Here is a 17,432-nt window from a genome sequence, read left to right as displayed (position 1 = left end):
CGCGCAGCGTTACGCAGAAGGCCCCAGCACTTCGTGCAACTTGCCGCTGAACTCGCCCAGCGTAAATGGCTTGGCGATCATGCTCATGCCCTCGCCCAGGAATTCGCCGCGATCGCGCGCGGTTTCCGCATAGCCGGTCATGAAGATCACCGGCAGATCGCGACGCGACTGGCGGGCGATCTCGGCCAGCTGGCGGCCGTTGAGGCCAGGCAAGCCGACATCGGTGACCAACAGATCGATGCGCTGCGGCGAGGCCAGGATCGGCAATGCCGCATCGGCATCGGCCACCACTTCGGCCTGATAGCCGAGCTCCTGCAGTAATTCGGTGACCAGCAGCCGCACCTGTGCATCGTCTTCGACCACCAGCACCTGCTGGCCTTGCCCGGCGACCACGCTGCTGGGCAGCACGGCCGGGCGCGCATCGTGCACGTTGACGCCGGAGGGCAGATACAGGCTGACGGTGGTCCCCGCGCCCGGTTCCGATTCCACCCACACCTGGCCGTTGGACTGCTGCATGAAGCCGTAGATCATCGACATGCCCAGGCCGGTGCCCTGGCCGATCGGCTTGGTGGTGTAGAACGGTTCGAACACCCGCTCCAGCACGTCCGGGGTCATGCCGGTGCCGCTGTCGGTGACCGAGACCACCGCATAACCACCGACCGCCAGCGTAATGCCGCGGCCGAGCAACAATGGTGCGTCGGTGACGGTCAGATGCCGGGTGGCGATGCGCAGCTGGCCGCCATCGGGCATGGCGTCGCGCGCGTTGATCGCCAGATTGAGCAAGGCGCTTTCCAGCTGGTTTTCATCCACGTACGCCGCCGGCATGTCCGCCTGCAGGTCGGTCACCAGCTGCACCGATTCGCCCAGCGTGCGCGCCAGCAATTCCTGCAGCGACACCACCAGGTCATTGACGTGCAGATGCCGGGCCTCCAGCGATTGCCGGCGCGAAAACGCCAGCAGCCGCTGGGTCAACGCTGCCGCGCGCAGCGCCGAGGCCGAGGCCACATCCAGGAACCGGCCCAGCCCTTCGCTGCGGCCCTGGTCGATGCGCAGCCGCGCCAGATCCAGTGCCGAGAGAATGCCGGTGAGCATGTTGTTGAAATCGTGCGCGATACCGCCGGTGAGCTGGCCCACCGCTTCCATCTTCTGTGCCTGGCGCAGCGCCGCTTCGCTGCTTTCGCGCGCCTGCATCTGCTGCTCCAACTCGGCGGTGCGTTCGGCCACCTTGGCTTCGAGCAGCGTGGCCTGCTGCTGGATCGACTCCATCGCCACGGTGCGCGCGGTCACGTCGGTGGCGAACACATGAAAGCCGTCCACCTCGCCATGTGCATCGAAGCGTGGCAGGTAGCGGATCTCCGCATCGCGGCGGCGGCCGTCTGCATGCGGCCAGCTCACCTCCACGGTGAGCGCCTTCCCGGCAAGGGCGGCATCGATCCAGCCGCGCCGCTGGCGCACCAGCGCCGGCCCCATCACCTCGTCCAGCGACCGCCCCACCACAGCGGCGGGCGACTGCCCGATCCAAACTTCATAGGCCTGGTTGGCGAAGCGGTAGATCAGGTGTTTGTCGATGAAGGCGATCAGCACCGGCAACGCATCGGTGACGCGGCGCAGCTCGGCTTCGCTCAGCGCCAGCGCCGCCTGGCTTTCGGCCAGCTGCGCCATCTGGTCGCGAATGACGAATTGCTTCTGACGCGAGCGCAGCGCTGTGGAAATGGCGCTCTGCAACGACACCGCACCCAACGGGCGTTCCAGCTCGATGACATTGATCGCCGCCGCCGGCAGCGTGGTGTGCCGGTTGTAATAGGCACCGCGCGAGGAGCGCAGCAGCACGAACGGAATGTCCGACCATGGCGGCTGCGCCTGCAGCGCGGCGGTCAAGGCCTCCACATCACCGGACACCGCTTCTTCGGTCAGCACCACCACGCCGGCGGAGTCGTCCAGCTGCCGCGCCATCTGCGCGAGCGAGTCATGGATGCACACCGACAGGTCCTGACGATCCAGGATGACCGCAATGCTCTCAGCATCGCGGCCGAACGGCGCCACGATGTGGACCGTGCAGCCGGGGGCCTCAACGCCGCGCAAGATCGTTGCCCAGCAGCGGCGCCTCGTCACCGATGAAATGCGGCGTCCCGGTCAGCACGCCGTGGAAGTCGTTGAGCGGCGCGCTCAGGCGAATGCCCGAATTGCCGATGCGCAGCTCGCGGATGGCATCTTCGTGCGCACCGCTGCGGTTCTTGATCACCGACAGCGCCTTGCGGATGCGGCCCTGTGCTTCGAAGAAGCGGAACAGGATGACGGTGTCGGCCATGTAGGAGATGTTGAGGTTGCCGGTGGACATCGTGCCCACCAGACCATGCTGCGGATTGATCAGGAACGTGGTCACGCCGCTCTGGTTGAGATACGACAGCAGCTCGTGCATCTGCAGCATCAGCTGTTTTTCCTGCGGCATCGACGACAGATAGCCGTTGAGGCTGTCGATCACCAGCAGGCGGCAGTTGCGCTGCTCCACGCTGGCGCGCACCTGCCAGGCGAACTCGCCCGGCGACAGCTCGGCCGGATCCATCTGGCGTAGCTCGAGCAACCCGGACTCCAGATGCCGGCGCAGATCCAGCCCCAGCGATTCGGCACGGGCCAGCAAGGTGCCGGTACGCTCGTCGAATTCGAAGATGCAGCAGTGCTCGCCACGCGCACACGCCGCAGCGACGTATTGCAGGGCGAGGTTGGTCTTGCCACTGCCGGCCGGGCCGGTGAGCAAGGTACTGGTGCCACGCAACGGCCCACCGTGCAGCAGATCGTCGACTTCCTGCACCCCGCTGGAGACTGCATCGCCGATAAAGGTGACATGGTGGTCGGAGGCGATCAGGCGCGGATAGATCCGCAGGCCGCCACGCAGGATCGACAGATCGTGATAGCCGGCAATGAAATCCACGCCGCGCAGTTTCTGCACCTGCATGCGCCGACGTGCGGCGCCGAAATCCAGGGTCAACCGCTCCAGCGACACCACGCCATGACACAGGCTATGCAGATGCGAATCGCGTCCCTCGCTGGTGCCGGTCAGATCGTCTACCAGCAGCACGGTGATATTGCGCGGCGCAAAGAACTGCTTGAGCGCCAGCACCTGGCGGCGGTAGCGCAGCGAGTCCTGCGCCAGCAGGCGCAGCTCGGACAACGAGTCGAACACCACGCGCTGCGGCTTGACCCGGTCCACCTCGGCCTGGATGAGCTTGACGGTGCCATCCAGTTCCAGTTCCCACGGATGCAGGATGGATTGCTGCCGCCCGTCGCCCAGAAACGCTTCGGCCGATGCCAGCTCGAAGATATGCAGCGCATCCAGCGACCAGCCGTGCGACTGCGCAACCTCTTGCAGCTCATCCAGCGTTTCGGACAAGGTGATGTACAGGCAACTCTCGCCTTTGGCCGCGCCTTCCAGCAGGAACTGCAGCGCCAGCGTGGTCTTGCCCGAGCCTGGCTGGCCTTCGAGCAGGTACAGCCGGTTGGACGGCAACCCACCACGCAGGATGGTGTCGAGTCCGCTTGTTCCCGTGGCGATACGCGTTGAGGTCATTGGATGAAGTGTCCCTAGGCCATTCAGGTTAACACGCGCGTTCACTCCTTCACCGTAGCCGGCTGAAGTGCTCAGCTTGCTGCCAGGCCTGCCGCTGGACACCGTCACACCTGCCCCAACGCAACCCTCACGGCCACTGCCCTAGCGTTGCATGCAGATCGCTGCACCGCGACAGATTGTTTTGAGGCTCTGGTGAATCACGCAACTGCACACGCACGCATCCTGCTGGTGGAAGACAACGACGCTATCCGCCTGATGACCACCGACATCCTGAGTGACGAAGGCTACACGGTGGTCGCCGCGGAGGATGCCGAAGTTGCATTGCAGCAGCTACAGAACCTGCCGGTCTTTGATTTGCTGTTGTCCGATATCTGCCTGCCCGGCATGAACGGGCGCGACCTGGCCGATAACGCACGTGTGTTGTACCCGAGCTTGCCCATCGTGTTCATGACCGGGTTCGCAGGTGCGGCATCGGCGCGCAAGGACTTTCTGGCCAGCGGCATGCGTCTGCTCACCAAGCCGTTCACGCTGCGCGATCTGCTGGACACCGTTCGCACCTCGCTGTAACTCACCGCGCTGGCAGCAGCAGTCAGGCAGCACCGCCGCCAGAGCTTGCGAGCAGTTGGCCAACCCTGCGCTCCAGGTCGGCGGCCAGGAATGGCTTGGTCAGCACTTCCATGCCTGTTTCCAGTTGCCCGGCACCCACGGCCGCGCTCGCTGCGTAGCCGGTCACGAACAACACCGGCAGCGCTGGCCGCTGCAGACGGCCGGCATCGGCCACCTGCCGTCCATTGAGCGCGCCAGTAAGGCCGACGTCGGTCACCAGCAGGTCGATCACCTCCGCCGATTGCAGGCGCTCCACCGCGGTACTGCCGTCCGCGACGTCGATGACCCGGTAGCCGGCATCGATCAGCACTTCGCAGATCAGGATGCGGATCGGCGCTTCATCTTCCACCAGCAACACGGTCTTGCTGTCGCCGGCCGTTGGCAGCGTGGGCGCGTCGATGGCGGCCTGGTCGGCGGGCAACGGTTCGCCGGTAAAGCGCGGCAGGTACAGCGACATGGTGGTACCGACCTCGGCTTCGGAATGCATGCGCACCTGCCCGCCGGACTGCCGGGTAAACCCATAGATCATCGACAGACCAAGGCCGGTGCCCTGCCCGATCGGCTTGGTGGTGAAGAACGGTTCGAACACTTTTTCCATCACCTCTTCGCTCATGCCCGTGCCGGTGTCCTGCACGCTCAGGCACACGTATTGCCCTTCCGGCAGCTCCAGCTGCTGCGCGGCGCTGCCACGCAGCTCGGCATTGGTAATGGCGATGGTCAGGGCACCGCCATCGGGCATGGCGTCACGTGCATTGATGCACAGGTTGAGCAAGGCGTTTTCCAGCTGCGGCGCATCGACCAGCACCTGCCACGCTTGCGCATCGGCACGCAGTTGCAGCGCGATCGATGGTCCCAGCGTGCGCGCAATGATCTCGCGCATGCCGCGCACCAGCGTTTCCACTTCCAGCGCCGTGGGCGCCAGCGTTTGCCGCCGCGAAAACGCCAGCAGGCGCTGGGTCAGCGCCGCCGCACGCGCCGCGCTGGATTGCGCCATCTCTACATAGCGCTCCAGCCGGTCGTAACGGCCTTGCGCGATGCGCGTTTGCAGCAGCTCCAGCCCCACGCTGATGGCAGTCAACAGATTATTGAAGTCATGCGCCAGCCCGCCGGTGAGCTGCCCCACCGCTTCCATCTTCTGGCTCTGGCGCAATTTTTCTTCGGCCAACAACAGCTCGGCGGTGCGCTCGCGCACGCGCTCTTCCAGGGTATCGGTGAGCTGGCGCAACTGCGCCTCGGCCTGCCGCTTGTCGGTGATGTCGGTGGCGGTGCCGAACCACTCGATGATGCGCCCGTGCGCATCCAGCAGCGGCACCGCACGCATCTGCGTCCAGCCGGTCTGCTGGTCGGGAAGATTGACGCGGTACTCCACATCCAGGCTGGCCGTGTTCGCGATGGCGGTGGCACTGGCTTGTGCCAGCTGCGCGCGATCGTCCGGATGCACCAGCTCCTGCTGCCAGCGTGGATTGGCCGGCAGGTCGTCGCTGAGCACGCCATTGCCCACGCGGTGACGCAAGGCACTCCAATCGGCACTGGCCGAAAAGATCGCATGCGACGACGCACGCACCAGCGCATCCAGGCGGCGCTCGCTCTTGAGCAGCGCTTCGCCGGCCAGGCGCTCGGCGGTGCGGTCGCGCAACACCTTCACGAACCCGATGGCTGCGCCGGTTTCCTCGCGCAGCACCATCATCGAGCCGTTGGCCCAGAAGCGCTCGCCGGAGCTGCGCACATGCCAGCGCTCATCCGTGCCGCTGCCTGTTTCCAACGCACTCGCCATTTCGACCAACAACTGCTTGCGTGCGATGTCCTCTAGGGTGAAGGTGCGCTCCAGCGTCTGGCCCAACATGTCGGCCTCGGCCCAGCCCAGGATGCGCCGCGCGCCCTCATTCCAGGACGTCACCCGGCCCTGCAGATCGGTGGCGATGATGGCGTAATCCATCACGCTGTCCAGGATCTGCCGGTTGCGCACCTCCGCTTCGCGCACGGCGCGTTCCAGGCTGAGGCGGTCGGTGATATCCAGGCCCTGAATGAACACGCCGGAGATCGCGCCATCGCTGCCGGTGATTGGCTGATACACCAGATCCAGCAGGCGCCGCTCCACTGCACCGTCCGGTTCGGCCTGCATGGTGTAGGCAAGCGCATTGGCCGTGTACGCACGGCCGGAGCGGTACACCTCGTCCAGCGGCTGCAGGTAGCCCTGCTCGGCCGCGTCCGGCAATGCCTCGGCCAGCGGCTTGCCGATCACATCGCGGTGCCCGATCAGCTTCGAATAGCCATCATTGACGAACTCCACCCGATGCTGCGGCCCGGTGAGGAACGCCATGAACATCGGCGCCTGCTCGAACAACCGGATCAGGCGCTCGTGTTCGTCGGCCAGGTGCTGCTGCGCCAGCTTGCGATCGGTGACCTCGTTGGTGACGCAGAACGCACCGCCCACACGGCCATCGTCCAGATAGATCGGCGAAAACGAAAACGTCCACCAGGTCTGCTCCGGGCTGCCGTGCCGATTCATGCCGATGGGCATTTCCTCGAAGCGCGACGCGTGGCCGGCAAACGCGGCCTCGATCGGCCCACGCACGGCGTCCCACGCATCGGCCCACAACGCGCGCAACGGCGCGCCCAACGCACGCCGTTGGCGCGGGCCCAGGATCGGGGTGTAGGCGTCGTTGTAGAAGAATGTCAGCGCCTCGCCCCACACCAGATACATGCTTTCGGGCGAGCTCAGAATAAGGTTGACCGCGCTGCGCAGCGGTGCCGGCCATTGTGTTGGCGGCCCGAGTGGCGTCAGCGCCCAATCGTGCTCGCGCACCGCTTGCGCCATGATGCTGGCACCGTGCGGAAATGCCGCCGTCACGCGCGTTCCCGCCGCACCTGCGGGGCCATCATCGCGCACGGCAGCGACACTTCGCCGATAAACACCTCTACGGCGTTGACGCTGGCGAACAACGCCGTGGCATCCGTGGTCACGCGTGCATACATGTGTCTGAACACCAGAAAGCAAAGGGAATGCGACACCGCAGCTGCACGTGACGAGGGCTAGCAGCCGCTGCCGCAAATGATGGGAGTGCGGCGCAGCCACGTCCAGCACGCACGCCTGGAGTGCATGTTGCTGTTGTCGCAGGTCGCTGATGAAGGTGTCGCGTTCTTTGCTGATGGTGTGGCACGCATCAGCCACGCAAGCGCTCAATCATGCCGCGCCGCTGGATGCTGCTGTGAGTGCAAGACCACGCATGCTGGTGCTTGCGTGTTTGCCGATCGGCCGTGCTCTGGCGATTCGGGCTTGCTGTGCATCCAGAACGCATCTTGATGTTGATGCACCATTGGCGTGCAACAAAGCGATGGCATGCATCAGTACGCGCGCATGCACAACGATGCAGCACGTGCACGACAGTTTGTTTGCACGCAGGTGATCGCGCTATTACACAGTTGAAGTTTTTGCGCTGAGTCACAGCTCGCGAAATCCAGCGTTGACGCTCGCGCTCGCTTGACGGATATCTAACTCACCGCGTGCCACTGCGTGGCGATAGGGGCGCGGCACCACCATTCACTGACAGGCCTACACAGGCGGCCTTCGGCTGCCCGCGACATCAACGCAATCACGCATCTCGCTCGACAGGCGGCGGACGTTTCCGGTGCCTGGCGCCAGCGGCGTGCGCCTAACTGACAGACACACTACCCACGGAGATGTGCCGCTATGCGTTTGGGAATCTTCCTCGCCGTTTTCCTCCTCACCACCTTCAGTGCCGGTGCCCAGGCCCAGGTGGTCACGCTCAACAAGGGCGGCTTCCTGCTGCGCTACGACTGCACCAACCGCACGGCCTTGCGTTACGAATACACGCTCACCGCCGACACCGGCTCGGCCGCGCGTCCGTCCAGCTTCTTCCTGGACACCGATCTGCCCAGCGGTTGCGCCGGCCAGACCACCACCAACTCGTATGCGAGCGTGCGCTCCGGCTACGACCGTGGCCATCTAGTTACCTCCAACCACATGGACTACAACGCCACCTACATTCGCCGTGCCAACTTCATGTCCAACATCGTTCCGCAGGTGGCTGGCTTCAACCAGGGAATCTGGGTACGTGCAGAAAATGTCGCCGAGTGCTACCGCGACATCGCCAGCGTGCAGGTCTATGGCGGCGTGATCTATAGCGACACCAGCAACGACTACTTCCTGGCCAGCCACGGCATCCGCACACCGGATTTCTTCTGGAAGACCATCATCACCGCCAACCCGGGCGGCGGCACGCGCGCGATCAGCTGGCTGATTCCCAACAGCGCCACGCTTGGCTCACTGGACAGCTACATCGTCAGCATCGATGAGCTGGAAGACCTCTACGGTGCCAGCGAGATCGGCATCTCAGCACCAGCCGCAGTGAAGGCAATGCTGCCTGCAACCACCTGGCCGCAGCCGAGCAATTGCGACCTGGGTTAACCGATCTGACGTAATGCGCAAGAAGCCCTGTATGCAGGGCTTTTTGCTTTTACGCGCGGCGCATAGTCGCGCTACTTACTAAAGCTTCTGCCTGCTTGCACTCCATGCATTGCAGGCCGGCGAGATTGGCTCTTGGCGTTCGCCCGAACCGCTAAGAGCGGCTAACAAAACGTAGCGAGCAGTCGTCAGGTGGGTGCGGAAGGCGCGGAGGAACCGGAGTGTACGGGGTACATGAGGATTCCGAGCACTGGCCGCGCCCGCCTGGCGGCTGCGCAGTAGTTTTGATAGCTGCTCTAAACATCGGTGGCGCGTTTGTGATCAGGTTCGTGCCCGACGCCCACGCCGATGCATACGCGCGCCGTAACTGCAGTGCGTCCCGATGCCGAGCAACTGCGTAGCCGTGGCCGGCCTCAAGCGCGGTGACCTGTCGGGTTACGTGTGGAACTGGATCGCCGCGCAGCGCCTACGCATCACGGCCGAGCTCTTCAAGACCATGCCAGGCAAGAATCTCGTCGATGCGCCGACCGACAAAGCGTGCATCTTCGACCGACAATGCGCGTGCCTCGATGACCTCAGCCATCCCGGCAAAGGCTTGCCAGAAATGGCAGCGATCCGGGCACGACTTCAGCAACGCCGGCACCGCGGCATCGAGATGATCCAGATGTGTGCGCAGCGCGGTTCGATCCATCCGACCTAGTATCGGCCACACCGTCTCACGGCATGAGACGCGGACTGGCGACACTTCTGCCATGGCACCCCCACCTCACCCGCCCACCAGTCTGTTCGAGCAGCTCTGCCGGCGCGTGGCGACCAGCGCGGACCCGTGGGAGGCGATCGAAGCGTTCGAGCGCGACCTGCTCCGCCGCTATCCCGACGATGGCGCCGAAGCGGTGGAGCTGGTGATCGCCTTCGCCTCCAGACTTGGCCTGCTGTCGCGGGAGGCGCTCGACCGCCAGCACGACGCGTAAGCATCGAAGCGGCAGAAGCGACGCAGGGCCTGCGGTCAGCCGATACGTTCGAACCGCGGCCGCATCATGCCCTCTACCTCGACCTGCGCCACAAACATCTCGAATGGCCGCACCCACATCCCTACGTCCGTCTCGAGCGGGCGGTACAGCACCAGCGGCGCCAATGTCTCGCTGTGACGAACCACGTCCAACACCTCGTAGTGCCCCCCTTTGAAATGCCGATAACGGCCGGGCTCAATGGACGGGAGTGGAGGCAAGGAAGGCATGGGCATGCGTCATGAGTGGAAGTGCGCAAGGGTAGCCTAGCTTCGCCGCTCGCGTGGTGCGATGGCTGCTGACTGCTGGACTCGCGCTCGCTATCAGCAGACGACATGACGCGTGCTGGCAGGCTTGCGTCAAAACACTGCAGCTTGCTTAGGCGCTGCGCGCGATGCGTGCAGGCTACGCATCGTGCTCCGCAAATAAAGCGCCCTGCTGCGGTGGATAAATCAAATCCGTGCCTGCCGCCTGCGCGCCGGGCGTCAGTTGGTGCGGCTGCGGGGGCTTCTCGCTCATCACGTGCAACACTGCATGGCCGCGGTGCACCAGCAAATCGGAAATCAACCGGCGGTGGCACTGCCACCACAGCGCCTCTGCACACATCAGCGCGCTACGCGTGCTCGCCGCAAGCGTGGTCACTCGCGCAAATGCCTGCTGGAATTCCGCGCTGGTCATATGATCGGCATAGCCCTGGAACGCGGCATTACGCCAGGCCCCATTCGGCGATCCCGGCTGCGCACGACGGCGTCCACCGAGCTGCGGCAACCAGACGTAGGCCAAGCCGATCTCGGCCAACGCCGATGCCATTACGTCACTTGCAAACCACGGATACCGCCTGGAGCCAGGAAAGCGCCGCACATCCACCACCGCCTCGATGCGGTGCACGCGCAGCAGTGCGAAAAACGCTTCCCAACTGCGTGTGGAATGGCCAATCGTCCAGACGGTGCTGGGAGCACCGGCATCCGCTTCGTCCAACGCATGTACCTCGTGGATCTGCGGCGTTTCATTGTTCATCGCCATGATTCATTGATCGCGAAAGTTCAGTGCGACCGTAAAAGATCTGCCACGCACGCGAGGTGAACTGGCTGTTGCGCCAGTGCATGTGCTTGCTGGCTGCAATTTCGCAACGTCGCTGCAAATGCCGCCGCTCCGAGACTCCCGCCTTTCTGTTGCTTGCACGCCAACGAATCCTCGTGACTGCCTGCTCACAGCACACGCAAGCCAACTCAACCGGCGTCATCACCGCGCCGCGATGACCGCCTCACACCTCTTGCACCGAGCGCTGCTTAGCTTTTCGTGATGAACGCACGCATCAGTCCGATGACACTCATTTCGTCATCACTTTCTCCAGCATCTGCGCAGAGCGGCCTCGACCTGGCCGCAGCGAATACGTGGCTGGCCATGCATCCCACGCTGCCCCTACCTGGCCGTGGCGACACCCTCGCACGCTGGCGCATCCTCGCCGACATCGCGGCGGCGGACTTGTGCGTTGCCAAATTGTTGGAGGCGCACTACGACGCGCAGGCCATCTGCGCGGATCTGGGCAGTGATCTCATGCAGCCAGGGCAGTGCTGGGCCGTGTGGGCGACCGAGCCGCCAGGCACAGACATGCACTTCACCGGCAACGCATTGCACGGCACCAAGGCCTGGTGCTCGGGCGCAGCGCATGTCACGCATACACTGGTCACCGCTCCGCACCAGGGTGCCCCAGGTCTGTTTGCCGTTGCGCTCGATCAGCCCGGCATTCGCATCGATGCCAGCGCGTGGCAGGCGCTCGGCATGCGCGCGATCGAAACGGCCAACGTCACCTTCTCTGCCACGCCGGCACAGCTGGTTGCCGCAGATGGCGGCTATCTGGCGCGCCCGGGGTTCTGGCACGGCGGTGCCGGCATTGCTGCGTGCTGGTTCGGCGCAACCGCGGCGGTGGCCGACGTATTGCGGCAATCACCGCGCGTGCGCCGCGACCCACACGCCGCTGCGCACCTCGGCGCCATCGATGCGGGCCTGGCCAGCACACGTGCGCTCATGCGCGAGCTGGCGGCACGCATCGATGCGCAGCAACACCTGGCGCATCAGCGCGAGGTGATGCAGCTGCGCAGCAGTGTCGAAGCTATCGCCCGCGACACCGTGGATCGCGTCGCCCGCGCACTCGGCCCGGGCCCGCTTTGCATGCAGGGCGCGCATGCGCAGCGGTGTGCAGATCTGCTGGTCTTCATTCGCCAACACCATGCAGAGCGGGACCTGCAATCACTGGGCGAGCGCTGCCACCAGGAGGCGGCCGCATGGACGCTCTAGCAGGGCAGCCGATCGAAGGCACCGGAACTCCGGAATCGGTGTGGCGCGCTGCAGCCGTGCTCCAGCACATGCCGCAAGCGTCACTGGGCGCGCTGCTGCAGGATGCGCGGCGGCTGGTGGTGGTTGCGCCACATCCGGACGATGAAGTGCTTGGCTGTGGTGGTTTGATGGCCGCCGCGCAAGCACACGGCATTCCAGTCTGTGTGATTGCGCTGACCGATGGCGAGATGGCCTACCCGCACGTGCCCGCCTGGGCACCGCACCTGTTGGCGCCTGCGCGCAGGCAGGAACTCGATGCGGCACTGGCGGCCCTTGGGCTGACCAATCACGCGGTGACCCATTGCGATCTTGGCGACGGCGCATTGCACGAGCACGAAGACGCCATGACGCACGCGATTGCCAGCCATCTCCAGCCACAGGATCTTGTGTTGGTCACCTGGCACCGCGACGCGCACCCCGACCACGAAGCCGCTGCGCGTGCCACCCGCGCCGCCTGCGCGCGCCACGGTGTGCGCCTGCTCACCTATCCGGTGTGGGCATGGCATTGGTCGCAACCGGGCGACGGCGTTTTCGAAGATGACCGCGCGCTGCGTTTCGAGCTCACGCCCGCCGTGCACGCCGCCAAACAGCGCGCGATCACGTGTTTTTCCACCCAGCTCGGCACCTGCACTCCGCCGGTCAACGAGCCGATTCTTCCGCCGCATGTGCTGGCGCGTTTCGATCGCACGTTCGAAGTGTTCCTCGCATGAGCGTGTTGAACAGCGACGACTCCGAGCAGCTCTACGCGGACGCTGACCCGTTCGGTTACCGCTCGCGCTGGTACGAGCAACGCAAGCGCGCCGTGCTGCTGGCCGCCCTGCCCTTTCCCTTGGTCGACCGCGGCTGGGAATTCGGCTGTTCCAATGGCGAGCTCACCGCAGAGCTGGGCACGCGCTGCACCCGCTTGCTGGCAACCGATCTTTCTCACCACGCCGTCAAGCTGGCCAGCGAGCGCGTGCAGCAGCACCCAGGCATCACGCTGCAACAAGCCAACCATCCGGCCGACTGGCCAACCGGTCAATTCGACCTGATCGTCTTCAGCGAAGTCGGTTATTACCTCGACGCAAATGCATTCGAGCGCACCGTCGCTTTGTTCGCCACATCGCTGGCGCCGCAAGGTTGCCTGGTGGCCTGCCACTGGCGGCATCCGTTCGAAGGCGCGGTGCGCAGTGCGGAGCAGGTGCATCAAGCGCTCGATCAGGTGCTGGCGCGCGATACCCTGTGCCGCTACGAAGACGCAGATTTCCTGCTGCAGGCATGGATGGCCGGCCCCTCAATCGCACAACGCGAGCAGTTGCGATGATCGCGGTCACCATCCCCGCGCATAACGAGCAGGCACTGATCGGGCCGTGCCTGCAGTCCATCCGCGTGGCCGCGCAGCACCCGGCACTGCAAGGCGAAGCGGTCGAGATTCACGTCGCACTGGACCGTTGCACCGATCAAACCGGCGTCATCGCCCGCGCGCATGGCGCGATCACCCAGGAGGTGTGCGGCGGCGTGGGCGTTGCACGCGCGGCCGCCGCAAGCGCGGCGATTGCGCGCGGTGCGCATTGGCTGGCGTGCACCGATGCCGACACCCGCGTGCCGCCCGATTGGCTTATGGCGCAACTCGCCTGCGCGGCAGATGCCTTCTGCGGCGTCGTGGAAGTGACCGACTGGCGCGATCACCTGAGCCAGACCCGCGCCGCGTTTCTGGCCAGCGAAATCCGGCACGACGGCCATCCGCATGTGCATGGCGCAAACCTGGGCATGCGGACCTCCGCCTATCTGGCCGCCGGCGGCTTTTCCAACGCGAGTAGCAGCGAAGATGTCGCGCTGGTCGCCGCCCTGGAACAGGCCGGCATGCGCATCGCGCGCCTGGCCAGCCCGGTGGTGAACACCAGCGCGCGCCGCAGTGCACGTGCCAGTGGCGGCTTCGCCGATTATCTGCTGCGCCTGGAGGCAGCCCTGCTGGCAGCCAGCCCAAGCCTGGGCTGACCCTCTCCACTAAGAGCAGCGATCAAAACGACTGCGCAGCCGCCAAGCGGGCGCGGCCGGTGCTCGGAATCGGCATGTACCCCGTACACCCCGGTTACTCCGCGCCGTCCGCATCAGGTGACGATTGAAATCGGGTGCACCGTCGTTCCACCAGACCGCCCCACGCTCACCGAGTCCTGTTTTTGCAGCATCCACCTCACCGCGCGCTGCTTTGAGTTGCATCGCGTCGCGCGTACGTAGCGCCGCTTTGACCGCACGTCGCGCGTCCATCAAGGCATGCACCAGCGCATCGCGTGCTTCTGCCGGTAGATCAGGATTGGTCGCGCGCCACAAGCGCCCGCAGACTACGAGATACCGGCCATCTGGGGTGCGGAGAGGCCCGTCAGCTGCTTGCTTGGGAGTCGCGCTACGCATGTGTGGCAGAAATGTCGAGAGACGCGGTAGTGAACCGTGCCTTCCGCGAATGCGATGTCGAGAAGCAGGAGGAGAGCCTTCGGAGTTAACTATTCGAGGCTTAGCGGCGGTCGAGGTCGAACGCACAAGACGATTGGCGGAGAGAGTGGGATCGGATCACCTTCGACTCAAGCCCTTCTCACCGTTGCAGAAAGCCTGCTGGGCAGGTTTCCTTTCGATGTTTCCTCGATCATAACGCCGGGCTTGGCTCGATTGCTAGCGCCCGCTTGCCATCGGCAAGTTGCTGACGCCATTGTCTGTCTGCATAAACTCGGACCTCACAGACATGAGCAACTCAAACAACCCGCTTGAAGCACATTTCGCCGTGTTGGTCGATTGCGACAACGTGCCGACGGACATCGTGGAGCACGCGTTGCTCATGGTGGCCCACCAAGTCCAGGCCTTAATCGCACCCGCGACCTTCGAAGCCCTGACCTGGCAGCGCGATGGGCCTCCCTCATTGGCCTGTATACCGGCGCCCGCGCGTCGGAGGTCGGCCAACTGCTGACCGCCGATGTGGTGGAGGACGGCGGTATCCCCTGCATCCAGATTTCAGATGAGGGAGAGCATCAGAAGGTAAAGACGGACGTGAGCTTGAGGACGGTGCCGGTCCACCCCGACTTGCTCGCCCTGGGCTTCCTGGACTGGGTCGAGCAGGCGCGGGGCCAAGGCCAGGAGCGCTTGTTCCCGGCGGCCAAAGCCGATGCCAAGAACGGCCAGGGCAACTGGATTTCCAAAGCCTTCAGCCGGCACCTGGCCGAAGTGGGCAAAAACTGGCCCACGGCCAAGCGCGGCTTTCACTCGCTTCGCAAAACCCTGATCCAAGAGTTGCAAGGCGCCGGCGTGGTGTCCGAGCTCCGGGCTCAGTTGGTCGACCACGAATTGGACGACGAGCACCACGTCACTTACAGCCGGGCCTTCACCGCCAAGGAGAAGCTGGACGGACTCCGGGCTGTCTCGCCGGGCCTGTCCGTGCTTGATTACGGCCTCAGCCTCGATTCCCTGTCGGCCTTGATGAATCAGACAACGTCAGTCGTTTCCTTGAAAAGCAATGCTCTGAGAGCTTGATGACCTCAGCGAAGGCGTCAACTGACAACGAGCGAAAATATCCTCTACATTCCTTAAGTAACGCCAGGCATCCACAGCTACAGCCAAGGCGCATCTGTCGCATCAAACAGACTGCGCCCTAAATGGCTGCAAGCAATCGAACGAAGGGCATCATCTGCTACCCAATTAGGCTCCTACCGCTGGATTTGAGCAGAGCTTCCTGTAAATATCAGGATTCACGCTGTTCCACCGATACTGCCTGCCGGAAGCCGCCCCTAAAAACACGACTTGCTGATATTTCAGCGACTCGTCGCTCGCCTTCACCTCTCTGCTCTCACATCCATAACGTATGTCCACGATAGTGGCACCTGCAAATCCAACGTTGTCCTGGACAAGCTGGTATTGGCCAGCAGGCAACCGGCGATTGAACACTTCAGAAACAGCCACACTCTGAGCAGTTTTATAGGACATCATCGTGAGACCCGAATCAATATCAGAGTAAACATCGATTTCGGTAGCATCACTAGGTATGCCACCTAGCGACGCTGAAACTGAAAAATCATTCGACCTCTTCAGGCTTTCTAGATCCTTATAACTTCTTGGGGCGTCATAGGGGGCACAGCCCGAAAGAGCAAGAAGAGCGAACGAAAAAAGTGTGGACCTACTCATCTTGACCCTGAGGTTTCCCCACATTTCCTCCTGGCAAATCAATCACTTGCGACGTAATTGCCTGGAAGAAAGTGCGCGCATGGCGCAATCTTCAAGGTGACTAAGCCAGAGAAGGTTGACGACCATGCGCGCCAGCGAAGTATTGCAGAAGTGCCTGCCCAACTCACTGTCCGGGATGCATGCGTTGCGCGAACGCGCGTTGCTGCATGCGGTCGAGGCGTTGTTGCACGGACGCAGGCTGACACTGATGGACATCGCACGTTCGTGGCCGAGCGCACTGCGGGTGCGCGCGCCGCTCAAGGCAGTTGATCGCCTGTTGAGTAATCGCAATTTGCAGGTCGAGCGATCAGTGATCGACCACGAGATGGCGCACTGGCTGCTGCGCGGCGCGCAGCCGGTAATCGTCATCGACTGGAGCGATCTGAAGCCAGACAAATCGTGGTGTCTGCTGCGCGCAGCGGTGCCGGTGGGCGGCCGCACGCTTACCTTGCTGGACATGGTAGTGCCAGGAAAGCAGCAGGGATCGCCTGGTGCAGAAAGACGCTTCTTGCAACAACTGAGGGCACTGGTTCCGGACGATGTTCGCCCGATCCTGGTCACTGACGCCGGCTTCCGGACACCGTGGTTCCGCGCTGTATCGGCCATGGGCTGGTGTTGGGTTGGGCGACTGCGCGGGCGCACGCAAGTCAAGCCGCAGGACGTGCGGGATGAAGCAGATCAGTGGATCGACAGCCGGAAACTGCATGTGTTGGCGTCCAATCGTGCATGCGAGTTACCGCCGATGCAGGCCAATCGCAGCGATCCACTCGATTGCAGGTTGGTGATTTACGCCAAGGCACGGCAAGGGCGCAAACAGTGCAATCGCCGCTCACCCGCCAAAGTCTCGCGTGCGTCATCGAGTCTGAAGGCCGCAGCGCGCGAGCGCGAGCCTTGGCTCATCGTTGCATCCCCGCAGCTGCAGGCGCCCAGCGCAAAGCAGTTGGTCAATGTGTACGCACGACGGATGCAGATCGAGCTTGCATTTCGCGATCTGAAATCACATCGCTACGGCCAGGCGCTGGAAGACAGTTTGACCCGACGCGGCGAGCGACTGCAGATCCTGCTGCTGATCAATACGTTGGCTGCATTCGCCAGCTGGTTGGCGGGGCTGGGATGCGAAGCGACCGGTATCGCCCAGTGGCTGTCTCCTCGCAACAGCACACGCAAGCTTTACTCCACGCTACGCATCGGCCGAGAAGCGCTGGTCAGGCAGTGGCCGATGGAACCCGTCTCACGGTGGATAGGGCGCTTGCGCGCACTGCCTGCGGCAGTGCGCGAGCAGATGACGCTTACGGTGTAAAACGTG

17 protein-coding genes, 1 other RNA gene and 1 pseudogene are annotated in these 17,432 nt (G+C 63.9%); 10 read left to right on the top strand and 9 right to left on the bottom strand.

The annotated features are described in order from the left end of the window. Positions 1–9 precede the first annotated feature (9 nt). Together XCC_RS08645 and XCC_RS08640 are read right to left on the bottom strand one after the other, a co-directional pair. On the bottom strand, positions 10–1,986 hold the full coding sequence (locus tag XCC_RS08645; protein ID WP_372357233.1) for an ATP-binding protein: 1,977 nt from the start codon (positions 1,984–1,986) through the stop codon (positions 10–12). A gap of 82 nt (positions 1,987–2,068) precedes the next feature. Further along, positions 2,069–3,565, bottom strand: coding sequence for an ATPase domain-containing protein (locus XCC_RS08640; RefSeq protein ID WP_019237740.1), 1,497 nt, complete (start codon positions 3,563–3,565; stop codon positions 2,069–2,071). A 192-nt stretch (positions 3,566–3,757) separates the two neighbouring features. On the opposite strand from XCC_RS08640, the gene XCC_RS08635 reads away from it, so the two are divergent. Further along, positions 3,758–4,132, top strand: coding sequence for a response regulator (locus XCC_RS08635; protein ID WP_011036830.1), 375 nt, complete (start codon positions 3,758–3,760; stop codon positions 4,130–4,132). Between the two features lie 22 nt (positions 4,133–4,154). Here XCC_RS08635 and XCC_RS08630 read toward each other — a convergent pair whose 3' ends face one another. Together XCC_RS08630 and XCC_RS22550 are read right to left on the bottom strand one after the other, a co-directional pair. Next, positions 4,155–7,022, bottom strand: coding sequence for a hybrid sensor histidine kinase/response regulator (locus XCC_RS08630; protein WP_011036829.1), 2,868 nt, complete (start codon positions 7,020–7,022; stop codon positions 4,155–4,157). Further along, complete coding sequence (locus XCC_RS22550) at positions 7,019–7,147, bottom strand: hypothetical protein (RefSeq protein ID WP_014507435.1); 129 nt, start codon at positions 7,145–7,147, stop codon at positions 7,019–7,021. The genes XCC_RS08630 and XCC_RS22550 overlap by 4 nt, the downstream gene beginning before the upstream one ends. A gap of 715 nt (positions 7,148–7,862) precedes the next feature. On the opposite strand from XCC_RS22550, the gene XCC_RS08625 reads away from it, so the two are divergent. Continuing rightward, entirely contained in the window at positions 7,863–8,600 is a 738-nt protein-coding gene (locus XCC_RS08625; RefSeq protein WP_011036828.1) for a DNA/RNA non-specific endonuclease, read from the top strand. A gap of 159 nt (positions 8,601–8,759) precedes the next feature. Here XCC_RS08625 and XCC_RS08620 read toward each other — a convergent pair. Beyond that, a non-coding RNA gene (locus tag XCC_RS08620) (sX9 sRNA) lies at positions 8,760–8,833 on the bottom strand. A 167-nt stretch (positions 8,834–9,000) separates the two neighbouring features. On the opposite strand from XCC_RS08620, the gene XCC_RS22765 reads away from it, so the two are divergent. Together XCC_RS22765 and XCC_RS08610 are read left to right on the top strand one after the other, a co-directional pair. After that, a complete protein-coding gene (locus XCC_RS22765) occupies positions 9,001–9,297 on the top strand; it encodes a hypothetical protein (RefSeq protein ID WP_170873826.1) in 297 nt (98 codons plus the stop codon). Positions 9,298–9,349: 52 nt separating this feature from the next. Continuing rightward, positions 9,350–9,568, top strand: coding sequence for a hypothetical protein (locus XCC_RS08610; RefSeq protein WP_011036826.1), 219 nt, complete (start codon positions 9,350–9,352; stop codon positions 9,566–9,568). Positions 9,569–9,603: 35 nt separating this feature from the next. On the opposite strand, the gene XCC_RS08605 is transcribed toward XCC_RS08610, so the two are convergent. Together XCC_RS08605 and XCC_RS08600 are read right to left on the bottom strand one after the other, a co-directional pair. Further along, positions 9,604–9,834, bottom strand: coding sequence for a DUF1653 domain-containing protein (locus XCC_RS08605; protein WP_029628979.1), 231 nt, complete (start codon positions 9,832–9,834; stop codon positions 9,604–9,606). A gap of 175 nt (positions 9,835–10,009) precedes the next feature. Beyond that, the gene (locus XCC_RS08600) at positions 10,010–10,621 is read right to left on the bottom strand and encodes a DUF488 domain-containing protein (protein WP_029628980.1); all 612 of its coding nucleotides are present in this window, start codon (positions 10,619–10,621) and stop codon (positions 10,010–10,012) included. A 285-nt stretch (positions 10,622–10,906) separates the two neighbouring features. On the opposite strand from XCC_RS08600, the gene XCC_RS08595 reads away from it, so the two are divergent. Genes XCC_RS08595 through XCC_RS08580 form a run of 4 tightly spaced genes read left to right on the top strand, consistent with a single transcriptional unit; the run spans position 10,907 to position 13,918 of the window. Further along, complete coding sequence (locus XCC_RS08595) at positions 10,907–11,902, top strand: hypothetical protein (protein ID WP_019237742.1); 996 nt, start codon at positions 10,907–10,909, stop codon at positions 11,900–11,902. Further along, positions 11,890–12,651 carry a PIG-L deacetylase family protein gene (locus XCC_RS08590; protein WP_019237743.1) on the top strand — a complete coding sequence of 254 codons (762 nt, stop codon included), beginning with the start codon at positions 11,890–11,892 and terminating at the stop codon, positions 12,649–12,651. The genes XCC_RS08595 and XCC_RS08590 overlap by 13 nt, the downstream gene beginning before the upstream one ends. After that, entirely contained in the window at positions 12,648–13,244 is a 597-nt protein-coding gene (locus XCC_RS08585; protein ID WP_011036821.1) for a class I SAM-dependent DNA methyltransferase, read from the top strand. The genes XCC_RS08590 and XCC_RS08585 overlap by 4 nt, the downstream gene beginning before the upstream one ends. Further along, positions 13,241–13,918 carry a glycosyltransferase gene (locus XCC_RS08580; RefSeq protein WP_019237744.1) on the top strand — a complete coding sequence of 226 codons (678 nt, stop codon included), beginning with the start codon at positions 13,241–13,243 and terminating at the stop codon, positions 13,916–13,918. Before XCC_RS08585 ends, XCC_RS08580 begins: the two co-directional genes overlap by 4 nt. A gap of 9 nt (positions 13,919–13,927) precedes the next feature. On the opposite strand, the gene XCC_RS22400 is transcribed toward XCC_RS08580, so the two are convergent. Further along, on the bottom strand, positions 13,928–14,332 hold the full coding sequence (locus XCC_RS22400) for a hypothetical protein (protein ID WP_225443813.1): 405 nt from the start codon (positions 14,330–14,332) through the stop codon (positions 13,928–13,930). Between the two features lie 424 nt (positions 14,333–14,756). Here XCC_RS22400 and XCC_RS08575 point away from each other — a divergent pair. Then, positions 14,757–15,439 (top strand): annotated as a pseudogene (locus tag XCC_RS08575) (site-specific integrase); the annotation flags it as partial. A gap of 165 nt (positions 15,440–15,604) precedes the next feature. Here XCC_RS08575 and XCC_RS08570 read toward each other — a convergent pair. Then, a complete protein-coding gene (locus XCC_RS08570) occupies positions 15,605–15,889 on the bottom strand; it encodes a hypothetical protein (protein WP_138922046.1) in 285 nt (94 codons plus the stop codon). A gap of 322 nt (positions 15,890–16,211) precedes the next feature. Between XCC_RS08570 and XCC_RS08565 the strand changes: the two genes are divergently transcribed. Beyond that, on the top strand, positions 16,212–17,426 hold the full coding sequence (locus XCC_RS08565; protein WP_011035386.1) for an IS4-like element IS1481A family transposase: 1,215 nt from the start codon (positions 16,212–16,214) through the stop codon (positions 17,424–17,426). Positions 17,427–17,432 lie beyond the last annotated feature (6 nt).

This window comes from Xanthomonas campestris pv. campestris str. ATCC 33913 (assembly GCF_000007145.1).
Classification (GTDB): domain Bacteria; phylum Pseudomonadota; class Gammaproteobacteria; order Xanthomonadales; family Xanthomonadaceae; genus Xanthomonas; species Xanthomonas campestris.
The sequence above is the reverse complement of the archived record's forward strand: the minus strand, read 5'-3'. Positions and strand labels throughout refer to the sequence as shown.

Excerpts from the sequence above, each read along its gene's own strand:
- XCC_RS08605 (WP_029628979.1), bottom strand. The coding sequence starts at position 9,834 with ATGCCTTCCTTGCCTCCACTCCCGTCCATTGAGCCCGGCCGTTATCGG.
- XCC_RS08585 (WP_011036821.1), top strand. The coding sequence starts at position 12,648 with ATGAGCGTGTTGAACAGCGACGACTCCGAGCAGCTCTACGCGGACGCT.
- XCC_RS08640 (WP_019237740.1), bottom strand. The coding sequence starts at position 3,565 with ATGACCTCAACGCGTATCGCCACGGGAACAAGCGGACTCGACACCATC.
- XCC_RS08595 (WP_019237742.1), top strand. The coding sequence starts at position 10,907 with ATGAACGCACGCATCAGTCCGATGACACTCATTTCGTCATCACTTTCT.
- XCC_RS08565 (WP_011035386.1), top strand. The coding sequence starts at position 16,212 with ATGCGCGCCAGCGAAGTATTGCAGAAGTGCCTGCCCAACTCACTGTCC.
- XCC_RS08600 (WP_029628980.1), bottom strand. The coding sequence starts at position 10,621 with ATGAACAATGAAACGCCGCAGATCCACGAGGTACATGCGTTGGACGAA.
- XCC_RS08590 (WP_019237743.1), top strand. The coding sequence starts at position 11,890 with ATGGACGCTCTAGCAGGGCAGCCGATCGAAGGCACCGGAACTCCGGAA.
- XCC_RS08570 (WP_138922046.1), bottom strand. The coding sequence starts at position 15,889 with ATGTCCTATAAAACTGCTCAGAGTGTGGCTGTTTCTGAAGTGTTCAAT.
- XCC_RS08610 (WP_011036826.1), top strand. The coding sequence starts at position 9,350 with ATGGCACCCCCACCTCACCCGCCCACCAGTCTGTTCGAGCAGCTCTGC.
- XCC_RS22400 (WP_225443813.1), bottom strand. The coding sequence starts at position 14,332 with ATGCGTAGCGCGACTCCCAAGCAAGCAGCTGACGGGCCTCTCCGCACC.
- XCC_RS22550 (WP_014507435.1), bottom strand. The coding sequence starts at position 7,147 with ATGTATGCACGCGTGACCACGGATGCCACGGCGTTGTTCGCCAGCGTC.
- XCC_RS08625 (WP_011036828.1), top strand. The coding sequence starts at position 7,863 with ATGCGTTTGGGAATCTTCCTCGCCGTTTTCCTCCTCACCACCTTCAGT.
- XCC_RS08580 (WP_019237744.1), top strand. The coding sequence starts at position 13,241 with ATGATCGCGGTCACCATCCCCGCGCATAACGAGCAGGCACTGATCGGG.